This is a genomic window from Nonomuraea sp. NPDC059194 (assembly GCF_042754765.1).
In the GTDB taxonomy this organism is placed as follows: Bacteria; Actinomycetota; Actinomycetes; order Streptosporangiales; family Streptosporangiaceae; genus Nonomuraea.
This window is the reverse complement of sequence record NZ_JBHZBH010000018.1, coordinates 118033-131282: the sequence shown is the minus strand read 5'-3', so window position 1 is coordinate 131282 and position 13250 is coordinate 118033. Positions and strand designations below refer to the sequence as shown.

The window sequence follows — 13250 nt, the reverse complement described above, 5'->3', positions numbered from 1 at the left end:
CGTCGGGCTCAGCCCTCCAGCGCGTACTGCATGACACGGAACTTGGTCTGCGCCTCGGCGAGCTCGCTGGCGGGCTCGGAGGTGCCCATGATGCCGCAGCCGGCGAACAGGCGGGCGCGGCGGCCTTCGACGATGCCCGAGCGCAGCGCGATGCCCCATTCGCCGTCGCCGTGGGCGTCGATCCAGCCGACGGGTCCCGCGTAGCCCGCGCGGTCCATGCCTTCGAGCTCACGGATGAGCCTGATGGCGGTGTCGGTGGGGGTGCCGCCGACGGCGGCGGTGGGGTGCAGGGCGGCGACGACGTCGAGGACGGAGGCGCCGTCGGCGAGGGTGCCCGTGACGTGGCTGGCCAGGTGCTGGAGGTTGGGCAGGACGAGGAGTTCGGGCTCGTCGGGCACGTTGAGCTTGGCGGCCAGCGGGGTGAGCGCCTCGCGGACCGAGGCGATGGCGCATTCGTGCTCGTGCCGGTCCTTGGTGGAGGCGAACAGGGCCGCGCCGCGGGCGATGTCGTCGGCGGGGTTGGTGCCGCGGGCGGTGGTGCCGGCCAGGACGAGTGATTCGATCTGCTGCCCGGTGCGGCGGATGAGCAGCTCGGGGGTGGCGCCGACGAGCCCGGCCACGGAGAAGGTGTAGCAGTCGGGGTAGCGCTCGGCCAGGCGGGTGAGCAGCAGGCGGACGTCGATGGGGTGCTGGGCGGTGGCGGTGAGGTCGCGGGCGAGCACGACCTTCTCGAGCTCGCCCTCGCGGATGCGCCGGGCGGCGCGGGCGACGATGGTCTCCCACGCGGGAGCGGTGAGGCTGCCGTCGCCGTAACTGATGCGACCCGGAAAGGTGATGGGGGTGAGCGGCTCGGCCGGGCCGGGGTCGCCGACGGTGGTGATCCAGGCCTCCCCGTCGCGGCGGGTCAGGACGGTCTGGGGGACGACGAGAGTGGAGCCTGGTGAGTTCTCGTCGAAGGTGAAGGTGCCGAAGGCGACGGGGCCGATGCCGCCTCGGGTGTGGGCGTCGCCGAAGACGGAGGTGAGCCACTGGCGTGCCCACCCGAAGCGGTCGGGGCCTGGCGGCACCGTCACCTTGGCGGCCTCGCCCCAGCCGGCGAGGCCCTCGCCGTGCCTGATCCACGCGTAGGGCGCGGTGGAGGGCAGGCGGGAGAGCAGGTTGCCGGGGTCCCCGATCGGGATGGTGCGAACCGGCAGAGGGCGGGTTATTCCGAGCGCGACACTCACTCAAGACATGCTATGACGGAACTGAACGTGTTCGATTCAGGCCCCCCACCATGCCCCACCGTAGAGGGGAAATTCGGACACCCAGTGGTATAGGGCTCAACCTGGTTGTGTCAAGCCTCGATAGGAAGTGGGTTCGAGGCGTGGCCTGGCCCGGCGCCGGTCCCTACCTTGGGGCCATGATCCTTCGCGTGCTCGCCGCTGTGATTCTGGTCTCGGGGTCCGGTCCTGTCGCGGCGGAGCCGGTGCCCGAGGTGATGGCGGCGCTGGGCGATTCGGTGAGCGCGGGATTCAACGCCTGCGGCTGGTACGTCTCGTGCACGTCGCGCTCATGGTCGGCGGGCGACAACGCGCAGGTGCGCAGCCATTACGTACGGCTGGCCGAGCGGGGTCCCGCGATGCTGGGCCACAACCGCAACTTCGCCTCGCCCGGTTCGACCAGCGCCGACCTGATGGGCCAGGTCGACAGGGCGATCGAGGCCAAGGCCGGGTACTTGACGATCCTGCTGGGCGCACAGGACGCGTGCGTGCGGACCGAGCAGGCGATGACCTCCGTCACGGTGTTCAGTCAGCGGGTGCGGGCGGCGATGGGCAGGCTGCGCGCGGAACTCCCGCAGGCGAGGGTGTTCGTGGCGAGCATTCCCGATCTGCGGCGGTTGTGGAGGGTGGGCAAGGACGACGCGATCGCGCGGACGTTCTGGGGGCTGGGCAGGGTCTGCCAGGCGATGCTGGCCAACCCGACCTCGACCAAGCGGGCCGATGTGCGGCGGCGGGCGCGGGTGCGGGCCAGGGTGATGGCGTTCAACCAGGAGTGGGCGCGGGCGTGTGCGGCGTTCGGGCCGCGGTGCCGTACGGACGGGGGAGCGGTTTTCTCCTACCCGTTCACGCTTGATCTGGTGAGCAAGTGGGACTACTTCCACCCGAACTCCGAGGGGCAGCGGGTGCTGTCCGACATCACGTTCAAGAACGGGTTCGACTGGTCGGACGACACTGTCTGAGCATGGTGGCCTTGTCGGCTCTGGTGACGGCCAGGCCGTACTTCAGCGCCACCTGGGCGAAGCGGACGACGTAGGCGCAGCGGACCCGGCGCTGGGGCGGCAGCCAGGAGGCGGGGCCGGAGCCGCCCTTGGCCTCGTTGGTGTCGCCGTCGACAGGCAGCAGGTTGAGCGGGTCGTTGGCGAAGCGCAGGCGTTTGGCGGGCGGCCAGCGGGTGGCGCCCATCCGCCAGCCGTAGGACAGCGGCACCACGTGGTCGACCTGAATGTCGTCGGCGTGCCTCTTGCGCCAGGCGATGGTGCGTCCGGTGTAGGGGTCGTCGAGGCTGAGGGCGACGACGACGCAGGGGGAGCCCTTGCGGTAGGCCAGGTCGTGGCCGTCGCGGGCGAGCAGGTCGTCGCGGGTGCGGCAGCCGTTGCCCGCGTACGGCAGGCCGGCGGCGGTGTCGGCCCAGTTGTCGCCGAAGCGGGTACGGCTGTAACCGGTCTTGGGTCCCATGCCCTTCACGCGTAACCGGCTGATGAGGTTTCGGGCGTCGGTCCTGTCGCCCGCGCTGGTGATGGGGGCGAGGCCCGGACGGGTGCCGTCGGGATTGTCGAGCGGGGTGGCCGCGGCGATGGCCGTCTGCTCGGGTTGCTTTCCCAGAAGGGCTGCCAGAAGTACGGCGGCGGTCAGCACGACGACCGCGTCCCGCGTGCTCAAGTGGCGCCTCCCGGCCATCCATGGGCACAGGTTGACTAAATTCCCGCTTCAGCGGGATTTGACACAGGTCTTCCAGTGGGAGGTGCGGTGAAGGAGCCGATCGACCCTGACCTCGGTGACCCTGACCTCGGTGACGAGGCGGGGCCGCCGCGATGGCGGGTGCTGGCGGCGATCGCCGTCGGCGGGATGGCGGGGGCGCTGGCGCGGTACGGGCTGGGTGTCGCCTTCCCTCATGCGGCCGGCGCCTTCCCGTGGGCGACGTTCGTGACGAACGTGGTGGGATGCCTGCTGATCGGGATCCTCATGGTGGTGATCACCGAACGGCCGGGGGCGCATCCGCTGGCCCGACCACTGCTGGGGGTGGGGGTGCTGGGTGGGTTCACCACGTTCTCGACGTACGTGGTCGACGCGCAGCGGCTGCTCGCCTCGGGCGCGGCCGTCATGGCACTGGTGTACCTGGCGGCCACGGTGCTCGTGGCGCTGGCGGCGGTGCTGGCGGGCATCCGCCTCGCCAGAGCGGCCCTGCGATGAGCGGTCCTGGGATGAGCGGTCCTGGGATGAGCGGGCTCGCGAGCCGTTCGCAAGCGGGCGGTGTGGCGATGAGCGTGTTGCTGGTGGCGTTGGGCGCCGCGGTGGGCGCGCCGCTGCGCTACTTGATGGACCGGTGGATACAGGCGCGGCTCACCTCGCCATTCCCCTGGGGGACGCTGGCGGTGAACGTCACGGGCTGCGCGGTGCTCGGGTTCCTGGCCGCCGCGCAGGTGTCGTCGGGGGTGATGACGCTGGCGGGCACGGGTTTCTGCGGCGCGCTGACGACCTGGTCGACGCTGGGCTTCGAGACGGTACGGCTGGCGGAGGAGGGGATGCGGCCGCTGGCGGTGGCCAACGTCGTGATCAGTGTCCTGGCGGGACTCGGGGCCGCGACGCTCGGGGGCGTGCTGGCGATCGCCATCGGATGAGGCGCGAGTTACCGTGTAATCGTGTAATCGACCTCGGGAGGTCTCGCATGTCCGATCCCCTCGACCCCTACTCCCGCACCGTCTCCTCCGTCGCCGCCGAACTGATGCCGAAGGTGGCAAGCGTGCGCGCGGGCAGCGGCAGCGGCTCGGCCGTGGTGTTCACCGCCGACGGCTTCCTGCTGACGAACGCGCACGTGGTGGGCTCGTCCCGGACGGGCAGCGTGGCCTTCGGCGACGGCTCGGCCGGGGACTTCGTGGTCGTCGGGCGCGACCCGCTGTCGGACCTGGCGGTGATCAGGGCCCAGGGGGCGACGCCGCCGCCCGCCGTCCTGGGCGACAGCGACGGCCTGGTGGTCGGCCAGCTCGTGGTCGCGGTGGGCAACCCGCTGGGCCTGGCGGGCTCGGTGACCGCGGGCGTGGTCTCGGGGCTCGGCAGGTCGCTGCCGGTGGGCAGGCGGCTGATCGAGGACGTCATCCAGACCGACGCGGCCCTCAATCCCGGCAACTCGGGCGGGGCGCTGGCCGACTCGCAGGCCAGGGTGGTGGGCGTCAACACGGCCGTGGCGGGGATCGGGGTGGGCCTGGCCGTACCCATGAACTCCACGACACGGTCGATCATCGCCGCGCTGATCAGGGAGGGGAAGGTGCGCCGAGCCTTCCTCGGCCTGGTGACCTCGCCCGCGCCGCTGCCCGAACCGATGCGGGCGCGGACGGGACAGCGGCAGGCGCTGAGAGTAGTGGAGCTGGAGACGGTTTGACGTCCTCCCCCGCCTGAGCTGAAGGCGAGGGATTCCAACTCCCGACCTCGAGGTCGGGTCTGGTGGTTCGCGGTTCACTGACTCGGGCAACCCCTAGAAGTCTCCCCGCGCTGCGACCGCCCGCCCGGCGGCCGTCCAGCATGTCCCGCTTGGCTATCGCGGAACGAGCCGACTCTACCGGAGAGGACCGGCACATTCATGGTGTTCGCTCGCGCTCACGGCTGTCCCGGCTTCGGCGGGCGACACGGGCGCCTCCTGCGCGGGTACGGCGGGCGCCGGCTTGACGTAGGTGCCGTTGCGGCGGGCCAGCAGCTCCTCCAGCAGCGCGTCCCACTTGGCGCCGACGGACTCCACGTCGTAGGTGGCGGCCGTCGCCAAGGCACTCTCGGCCAGCCGGTGACGCAGCTCCTCGTCCTCGATGACGCGAATGAGGGCGGCTGCGAGGTTGGCGTTGGTGCGCGGCTTGACCAGCAGCCCGTCGACCTCGTTGGTGATCATCTCCTTGGGCCCGTGAGGGCTGTTGAAGCTGACGATCGCCAGCCCCTTGGCCATCGCCTCCAGGATCGTCATGGGGAAGCCCTCGTGCCGGGAGCTGAGCGCGAAGATCGAGGCCTTCTCCAGCTCCGCGCCGACGTCGGCGGTAGGCCCCGGCAGCTCGATCTTGTCCTGCAGCCCGGCCTCGGCGATCTGGGCGCGCAGGTTGTCCTCCTGCGGCCCCGCGCCGAAGATGCGCAGCGTCCAGTCGGGGTGGGCGGCGGCCACGGTCTCCCACGCGGTGATCAGGCGGTGGAAACCCTTGAGCCTGGTCATCCGGCCGACGGCGACCACGACCTTGCTGTCCAGCTTGGAGATCTCGCCGGTCATGGGCGGCACGGCGTTGGGGATGCGGGCCAGTTTCCTGGGCTTGCGCCGCAGCGTCTCGCGGTAGTCGCGCAGGTCGGCCTTGGTGAGGGTGACCAGCGCGTCGAAGTTGCGGTAGCGGCGCTTGATGAGCTCCTGCACCTCCTGCGGCTGTCCCTGCAGGGCCACGTGCTCCTGGCCGATGGTGATGACGCTCGGCAGGGCCAGCTGGGCCAGGGCCAGGTTGAGCCCGGGCCTGGTGGCCATGATGACGCCGGTGTCGACCGAGCGGATCCAGCGGGCCAGCTGCAGGTCGGTCCACACGTTGAAGCGGTGGTAGGCCGCCTCCTGCGGCGGGATGAGCTTGCTGGGCATCTTCGACAGCCGGCCGCGCAGACCGGTACGCGGGACGAGCCGGTCGTCGAGGAAACGGAACTTCACCCTCGGGTCGATGGGGAAGAACGGCTCCTCCGCCTCCTTGAGGATGGAGACGATCTCCACGTCGCGTCCGGTCGAGGCCAGGTAGCTGGCCAGGTTGAACACCGTCCTGATGGTGCCGCCCATGCCGTACGCGTGCAGGAGCAGGATCCTGATCTGGTGTGTGGACGGGGGTGGCGCGGCGCGTTCGCGCCTTCGGTTGTTGGCCTCGAACAGCCGGTAGACGGCCGCCTTGCCCTTGCCTGCCAGTGCACGCACCTGTAGAGATCCCCTTCTCGTCTGCCTCCGGGCTCACGCGCTTGTCTGTCCCCGTGGCGCGTTCCCCCGCTTTCGCCCTTTAGACGCGTAAATGATGTAGAAGGTTGCAAAGACTGAAGGTTAGCTGTGAAAGATCCGTTCCATCGCGAGATCGATGGCTGTCTCCAGCTGCGTATCAATGCCGCGGGCGTAGTCCTGCGGGGTGATATCGACCTCTAGGTCGGGGTCTGTCCCATAATTCTCCACTTCCTTGCCGCCCTCGATAAAGGTGAAGGAATATTCCGGCTGGGTGGTGAGCGTGCCGTCGGCCAGGCGGTGGCGCGGCCAGATGCCGATGACGCCGCCCCACGTGCGCTTGCCTATGAGCGGGCCGAGGCCGAGCAGCTTGAAGGTGTGGCTGAAGATGTCGCCGTCGGAGCCCGCCCACTCGTTGGTGATGGCCACCAGCGGCCCGCGCGGCGACTCCGGAGGGTACGGCTCGGCGTCGCCGCGGCGCGGATGGTCGTAGCCGACGCGGCGGCGGGCGAGCTTGTCGAGCAGGAGCGCGGAGATGTTGCCGCCCGCGTTGAACCTGACGTCCACGATGAGGGCCTGCCGGTCGTACTCGGCCAGGTAGGCGCGGTGGAACTCGCCGAAACCCGCGGTGCCCATGTCGGGGATGTGGACGTAGCCGACACGGCCCCCGCTGCGTTCGTGGCAGCGGGCGCGGTTGAGGTTGACCCAGTCGCGGTAGCGGGCCGGCTGCTCGTCGGCGATGGCGCGCACGGTCGCGGTGAAGGTACGGCCCTGCCTGGCGAGGGTGAGCTCCACCTCCTGGCCCGCCTGGTTGACCAGCGCCTGGTTGGGGGTCATGGTCTCGCCGACGGGGATGCCGTTGACGGCCAGGAGCGCGTCGCCCTGCCGTACGTCGAGACCGAGCCTGTTGAGCGGCGAGGTGGCCTGCGGATCCCACGGGTCGCCCTGGACGATGTGGCCGATGACGTAGGCGCCGTCGCGGAACTCCCAGTCGACGCCGAGCTTGCCCTGGGTGTAGTCGGGCCCGGGCCGGTACTCGCCGCCGCTCTCGTAGGCGTGGCTGGTGCCGAGCTCGCCCTGCAGCTCCCACAGCAGGTCGGAGAACTCGCCGCGGGTGGTGACCCGGTCGACCAGCGGCAGATAGCGGTCGTAGACGGCCTGCCAGTCGAGCCCCGCCATGTCGGCGGACCAGAAGTTCTCCCGCTGCAGCCGCCACGCCTCGCGGAACATCTGCCGCCACTCGGCCTCGGGGCTGAGAGACACCTTGACGCGGGACAGGTCGATCCACCCGCTCTGCCTGGAATGCCCCTCGTCGTCGCCGTCTGGCACCTCGGTGGCCTTGAGCAGCCGCAGCCGGTCGCCCGAGCGATACAGCAGGCTCCTGTGGTCGGCGGCCAGCACGAAGTCGCTGACGTCGTCGGCGAAGGCCTCGTTCTTCTGCTTGTCGAAGTCGAACAGGTGCAGCGTGCCGTCGTCGGCCTCGATCGGGCTGGACAGGATCAGCACCTTGCCCTTGAGCCCGGCCAGCCGCTCGTAGCGCCCCTCCGGCAGCGGAAAGGCGGTGATCCGGTACGGCAGGCGCTCGACCTCGATGACCAGCTCGCCCGGCTCGTCCCCGCCGTCGTCCTCCTCCTCATCGTCGTCCTTTTCCGTCAGCGGCCGCTGCTTGGGCACGAACGGGGAGAGCACGTCGTCGCGCAGCGCGATCGCGTAGGGCCGGGTGCCGAGCGGGAAGCCGAGGTCGAACTGCAGCGCGTCGTAGACGGGGTTGAACACGCGCTGGCCGATGAAGTAGAGGTAGTCGCCCTCGGGATCGAAGGCCGGCCCGAAGTCCTTGAGCACCGGGTGGGTGGCGGTCACCGTACGGCCCGAGGGCACGTGATGCAGCCTGATCGCGGTGTGCTGGGCGCTGGTGGGCGCGGCGTAGGCCAGCCAGCGGCCGTCGGGCGACCAGGCGGGGTCCTCGATCGCGGCGTGCGGGTTGGCCTCGACGAGGGTGGCGGTCCGCTGGGCCAGGTCGACGACGTGGAGCTCGTGCCGGTGGTTGGTCAGCGCGATCAGCTCGCCCTCGGGCGCGGCGACTAGGTCGGTGACGCGCCCGGTGTCGAGCCGGTCGAGGCGGGTCTGACTCCTGCCGTCGAGCAGGACGAGCACCTCGCGGTCGCCGTCGTCGCTGACGGCGGCCACCAGACCGCCCCCGCTGGTCCAGGTCAGGAAGCGGTAGCGGGCGCCGTCGACCTCCCCGTGCTGGTGGACCGGACCCTCCCAGCCGGCGAAGGTGTAAGCCTTGCCGCGGGTGGTGATGGCCAGCGCGCTGCCGTCGGGGCCCGGAGTCGCGCTGTCGAGGTAGTCGGCGGCCTCGACGAAGCGCCTGTTGCGCTGCGTGCGGGAGCTGGCCAGCAGCACCTCCACCCGCCGGGCCTCGCCCTCCAGCTCCAGAACGTAGAGGTCGCCCGCCGCGTGGTAGACGAGCGTGTGGCCGTCGCTGGACAGGTTACGGGCGTAGTAGTCGCGATGGTGGGTGTGCTTGCACAGGTCGGAGCCGTCAGGCGCGCACGAGTAGACGTTGCCGGTGCCCTCGTGGTCGGACAGGAAGCAGACCCGCTCGCCGCTCCAGCACGGCGAGGCGAGGTTGCCCGGCAGGCTGATCAGCCGCCGCCAGTCGCCCTGCCCCGTCGGGTCGATCCACAGGTCGCCGACCGTGCCGCCCCGGTAGCGCTTCCACCTGGCCGGGTCGGCGGTGTTGCGGCCCAGCACGATCATGTCCCGTGGTCCGTGGCTGATGCTGGTGGCAGGCCCGTACGGCAGGCGCTCAGGCATCCCGCCGGGCCGTACCCTGTGCAGCCACTTCTGCCCCTCGAACGGCTGCTGGCCATCGCTGGCGTACAGCACCCTGTCGTGGGGGTCCCAGCCGCTGACCGTGCAGCGGGCGCCGTGGAAGGTGACGCGTCTGGCCGCCCCGCCGCCCGCGGGCATGACGTAGACCTCCTCGGGGCCCTCCTCCCTGCCGACGAAGGCGATCTGGTCGCCGCGCGGTGAGAAGCGGGGGTATCCGGCCTCGGCCAGGCCCGCGGTCAACCGGAAGGCGCGGCCGCCCCGCGCGGGGACCATCCACAGATCGTCCTCCGCGGCGAAGACGACGACGTCTTTGAAGATCGCTGGGAAACGCAGGTAGGCCGTCATGGTCGCTCCGTGATCAGGCAGCCGGACGGGCGCCCGGCTGCCTGATCATGATCGCACCGTCGTGGAGTGGGGGAACCTACTCGCCTTCCGGCTTCTTGCCGGCCTCGCGTTTGGCGTTCTTCGACAGACGCGTGGCCTTGATGCTCGCCTTCTTGGCCTTGCCGGTCTTGGCGGCGGGTTTCTTGCGCGGCTCTGCCATTGCTCTCTACCCCCGAGGTCTCAGCCCGCTGTTCGGGCACCATCGCCGTAATACCCAAATGGCTACTTTGTCTCACAAGAGGGACAATTGTTCGGGTTGAGGGGGCTTGTCCGGTGATATCCGCCATGAGGGGGAACGGCCGATCCCGAAATGTTCGGCCAGGTGCCTGACGTGGGCCGTCACCTTGTCCTGGTAGGCCTTCGGCGCGTAGGCGCCCCTGCCGTACAGCTCCAGGTAGCGCGGCACCAGCCGCGGATGCTCGCGCGAGAGCCAGCCGAGGAACCACTCGCGCGCTCCCGGCCGCAGGTGCAGCACGATCGGCGAGACGTGGGTCGCGCCTGCCGCGGCGATCTGCCCGACCGTCTCCGCCAACTGCTCTGGCGCGTCGGACAGGTAGGGCAGGATCGGCGCCATCAGCACACCGCAGGCGATGCCGCTGTCGTTGAGTCGCCGGCAGACCTCCAGCCGCCTCCTCGGGTTGGGCGTGCCGGGCTCCACCGCCCGCCAGAGCCCCTCGTCGAGGAAGCCCACCGACACCGCCGCGCTCACCTCGGTCACCCGCGCCGCCTGCACCAGCAACGGCAGGTCGCGCAGGATGAGCGTGCCCTTGGTGAGAACGGAGAACGGATTGGCCGCCTCTCCCAGCGCCCGCAGGATGCCGGGCATCAGCTGGTAGCGGCCCTCCGCTCGCTGGTAGCAGTCGACGTTGGTGCCCATCGCGATGTGGTCGCCGCTCCAGCGGGGCGCGGCCAGCTCCTTACGGGCCAGTTCGGCGGCGTTGACCTTCACCACGATCTTGGAGTCGAAGTCGTGGCCCGCGTCGAGGTCGAGGTATTCGTGGGTCTTGCGGGCGAAACAGTTGTGCGAGACGACGCCGTCGGCGATGAAGTCGCCCGTGCCCGTCGTGATGTCGAACATCGGCAGATCGACGCCCAACGGCTCGACCGACCTCACCCGCAGGCCTTCCGCGGTCGTGACCGCGACGCCGTCGAGGTCAGGCTCCCACGCGGTGGCCGGGGCGACGGTGTGGAAGAAGCGCAACCGCCCGGCGGTGTCGCCGACCGTGGGCGGGGTGAGACCGAGCTCGCCCAGACAGCGCCTGATCAGCCTGCCGCCGTCGTCGCCGTCGCCGCCGTCGCGGTCACCGCGGTCGCCGCCGCCGTGGTCGCGGACGTCGCGGTCGTCGAGCCCGAGTCCCGGCCCGTGCCTGTCAAAGGCTCCCGCGAGAAATCCCTTCGCCCATTCCCGGGAGGGGAACCGCGTGCTCTCCGCGACGGCGGAACCGGCGGTCCTTTCGCTCGCTCCCTCCGGCACCTCCTCACTTCCCGCCACCGCCCCGTGCTGCTCCGTCCTGGGCTGCTCCGTCCTGGGCTGCCCTGCTCCGGGTTGCCCTGTTCTGTGCTGCTCGGCCGTGTGCTGCTCGGCCGTGTGCTGCTCGGCCGTGTGCTGCTCCGCCCCGTCGGTCGCCGCCGTTTCGTCGGTGCGCGCGACCGCCATTCTGATGCGGCTCCCCGCCACCGCCGTCGGAGGTGCGGCCGTCGTCGCCGTACGGAATGCGGCCGTCGTGATCGCGCCACCCGCAGCCGCCGTGGCCGTGTCGCCTGTCACCGTCTTCACACGGCTTTCGGTCGCCGCCCCTTCGTTCGGCGCCACACCTTCGCCCGCTGTCGTCCCTTCGCCTGCTGTCGGCTCCTCGTGGCCTTCTGGCCTTCTGGCGACGCACCCCATGGCCGCGAGGTAGCCGAGCTCGTAGTCTTCGTCCCGCTTGGGCGGCTCGGCGAAGCGTCCCACGCCAACCAGGCGGTCGTCGGTGGTCAGAGCAGGCCGGACGCCGCCCGCGCCCACGCGTCCCGCGTCGTCCGCAGTCGAGAGCCGCTTCCCGCCGCTGGCAGAGGAGACGTGGCGGGGGCCGTCACCGTCGCTCGTATGCCCGTCTCCGTCGCTGATCGGTGATACGCGGCAGGGGGGGTCGCCCGCGCTAGCCGGGCAGCCCTCGCCGCCGATTGGTGGCGCGTGGTTCTGGCCGTCATCCAACGTCGCATGTCGGTCGCCACCGCCGGTGGGTGTCACGTGGCTCTGGCGGTCATCTACGGTCGTACGCGGCCCCCCGGTGCTGATCGACGAGACGTGGTTCTGGTCGTCATCCAGCGTCGCATGTTGGTCGCCGCCGTCGGTGGGTGTCACGTGGCTCTGGCGGTCGTCTATGGTCGTACGCGGCTCTTCGGTGCTGATCGGCGAGACGCGGCTCTGGCCGTCATCCAGCGTCGCATGCCGGTCTCCGCCGGTGGTCGGGGAGGCGTAGCGTGGGCCGGCGTCCACGGTCGCAGGCGGTCCCTTGCTGTCGCTCGGTGCGACGCGGGACGGATCGTCGTCCGCGCCCGCGTGCCGGTGACCGCCATCACCATTCGGCAACGCGTCCGTGGTCGCACCTCGCTCGTCGTCGGCATCCAGGCGCGCGCAGACGCTCCCGCGTGTCACGTGGCGCCAGCCCCTGTCTCCGGTGGTCAGGAAGCGGTGGTCGCCGCTGGCCACCAGGGTTGTGCCGTCGGCGAGGGTGATCCGGTATGCGGGCTTGATCGTCGACCAGTGGTCGAGGACCTTGGTGGTGACGTAGCGCCGGTATCCGTCGCGCTCGGCCGTACCGATGATCAGGTCGCCGGGACGCAGGTCGGCGATGGGTTTGGTGGTCCCGTCGGCCATCAGGACGGGAGTGTCGCCCACCAGGCAATAGGTGCAGGAGTGGCTGCACCCCCTGTAAGGGTTGATCGTGTAGGAAAAGGGCACGCGACTGGCAGCGGGGACCTTGTTGATGATCGATCTGGCGTGGATCTCGTAGAAGGTCATCCCCTTGAACTCGGGAGTGTCGAACGTGCGCGCCACCGCGCCGCGAGCGAACAGCGGCATGGCGGAATCGTCGTCGCCGGCGTCGGTGAGACGCAGGTTGTCCCAGCGCATGACATGATTAGAACGCAGGTTCGATAGTGATCGCAACTGGAAAGAGCCCGTAATTCACTGCCCTCGGAACGGATAATGATCTTCACGGTTGGGCAGGAAACGGGGCACAGAGCTTGCGTTCGGAGGTGCACTATGGCCTGGTCGCAGGACGAGGAGCGGATGCTGGCACAGATCGAGCGCCACCTCGTCGACGAGGATCCGCGACTCGTCGCGCGGCTGGAGTCGTTCAACGACCGCGTGCGGCGCAGCGAGGAGTCCGAGCGCCGCCGCGCGGCCAAGGCCAGCGGTGAGGAAGTCCCCACACGCCGCCCGCGCCGCTCGACCGTCATCATCGTGATCAGCTGGCTGTTGATCGCCACGTTGGTGGCTACGCTGCTCGTGCTGGTTCTGCGCCACGAGGCCGCCGCGCTGGCCTTCTGACGGCAGCCGCATCCGCCAGGTCCTGGCCGTCCCCCGCCGGGTGTCCATGCCTCCGCTGGTACCGCGTCGCAGGGTCTATGCCCGACGTCCCAGACCCTCCGGCGGGCGGCGCGCCCTGCCCCGGCGATGCTCCCTGGGCCCATGTCCTGGGCGGGTTGCCGACGCCCCGGCCCTGTCCGCGCCGCCCGGAGAGCTGCTGGTGTACGGCCAGCGCTCCGGGTCTGTCCGTGCCCTCGGGGGCTGCTGGTGTACGGCCAGCGCTCCGGGTCTGTCCGTGCCCTCGGGGGCTGCTGGTGTACGGCCA

Annotated in this window: 11 protein-coding genes; 5 read left to right on the top strand and 6 right to left on the bottom strand. The window is 70.4% G+C overall.

Annotated features, from left to right (window positions below; all coding sequences use genetic code 11):
• Positions 1–8: 8 nt before the first annotated feature.
• Positions 9–1226: an isochorismate synthase MenF gene (locus tag ACFXJ8_RS22610; RefSeq protein WP_379645902.1), complete on the bottom strand. Its 1218-nt coding sequence runs from the start codon at positions 1224–1226 to the stop codon at positions 9–11.
• A 176-nt stretch (positions 1227–1402) separates the two neighbouring features.
• Here ACFXJ8_RS22610 and ACFXJ8_RS22605 point away from each other — a divergent pair, with 176 nt between their 5' ends.
• On the top strand, positions 1403–2221 hold the full coding sequence (locus ACFXJ8_RS22605; RefSeq protein ID WP_379645901.1) for an SGNH/GDSL hydrolase family protein: 819 nt from the start codon (positions 1403–1405) through the stop codon (positions 2219–2221).
• On the opposite strand, the gene ACFXJ8_RS22600 is transcribed toward ACFXJ8_RS22605, so the two are convergent.
• Complete coding sequence (locus ACFXJ8_RS22600) at positions 2184–2921, bottom strand: HNH endonuclease family protein (protein WP_379645900.1); 738 nt, start codon at positions 2919–2921, stop codon at positions 2184–2186. The two genes, ACFXJ8_RS22605 and ACFXJ8_RS22600, sit on opposite strands and share 38 nt — an antisense overlap.
• An 87-nt stretch (positions 2922–3008) precedes the next feature.
• Between ACFXJ8_RS22600 and crcB (ACFXJ8_RS22595) the strand changes: the two genes are divergently transcribed.
• From crcB (ACFXJ8_RS22595) to ACFXJ8_RS22585, 3 genes are all read left to right on the top strand, one after another.
• Positions 3009–3452 (top strand): fluoride efflux transporter CrcB, encoded by a 444-nt coding sequence (crcB, locus tag ACFXJ8_RS22595; RefSeq protein ID WP_379645899.1) that lies wholly within the window; start codon positions 3009–3011, stop codon positions 3450–3452.
• A 68-nt stretch (positions 3453–3520) separates the two neighbouring features.
• On the top strand, positions 3521–3880 hold the full coding sequence (gene crcB / locus ACFXJ8_RS22590) for a fluoride efflux transporter CrcB (RefSeq protein ID WP_379645898.1): 360 nt from the start codon (positions 3521–3523) through the stop codon (positions 3878–3880).
• Between the two features lie 47 nt (positions 3881–3927).
• Positions 3928–4638 carry a S1C family serine protease gene (locus ACFXJ8_RS22585; protein WP_379645897.1) on the top strand — a complete coding sequence of 237 codons (711 nt, stop codon included), beginning with the start codon at positions 3928–3930 and terminating at the stop codon, positions 4636–4638.
• Positions 4639–4812: 174 nt separating this feature from the next.
• Here the strand turns inward: ACFXJ8_RS22585 and ACFXJ8_RS22580 are convergent, their stop codons facing one another.
• The 4 genes from ACFXJ8_RS22580 to ACFXJ8_RS22565 all read right to left on the bottom strand — a co-directional run bounded on the left by ACFXJ8_RS22580 (position 4813) and on the right by ACFXJ8_RS22565 (position 12526).
• Positions 4813–6174, bottom strand: a complete 1362-nt coding sequence (locus ACFXJ8_RS22580) for a glycosyltransferase family 4 protein (protein ID WP_379645896.1) — start codon at positions 6172–6174, stop codon at positions 4813–4815.
• Between the two features lie 120 nt (positions 6175–6294).
• A complete protein-coding gene (locus tag ACFXJ8_RS22575) occupies positions 6295–9372 on the bottom strand; it encodes a PDZ domain-containing protein (protein WP_379645895.1) in 3078 nt (1025 codons plus the stop codon).
• 76 nt (positions 9373–9448) lie between these two features.
• On the bottom strand, positions 9449–9571 hold the full coding sequence (locus tag ACFXJ8_RS22570; protein ID WP_379645894.1) for a hypothetical protein: 123 nt from the start codon (positions 9569–9571) through the stop codon (positions 9449–9451).
• A 72-nt stretch (positions 9572–9643) separates the two neighbouring features.
• On the bottom strand, positions 9644–12526 hold the full coding sequence (locus ACFXJ8_RS22565; RefSeq protein WP_379645893.1) for an Rv2578c family radical SAM protein: 2883 nt from the start codon (positions 12524–12526) through the stop codon (positions 9644–9646).
• Between the two features lie 132 nt (positions 12527–12658).
• Between ACFXJ8_RS22565 and ACFXJ8_RS22560 the strand changes: the two genes are divergently transcribed.
• The gene (locus tag ACFXJ8_RS22560; protein ID WP_379645892.1) at positions 12659–12946 is read left to right on the top strand and encodes a DUF3040 domain-containing protein; all 288 of its coding nucleotides are present in this window, start codon (positions 12659–12661) and stop codon (positions 12944–12946) included.
• Positions 12947–13250 lie beyond the last annotated feature (304 nt).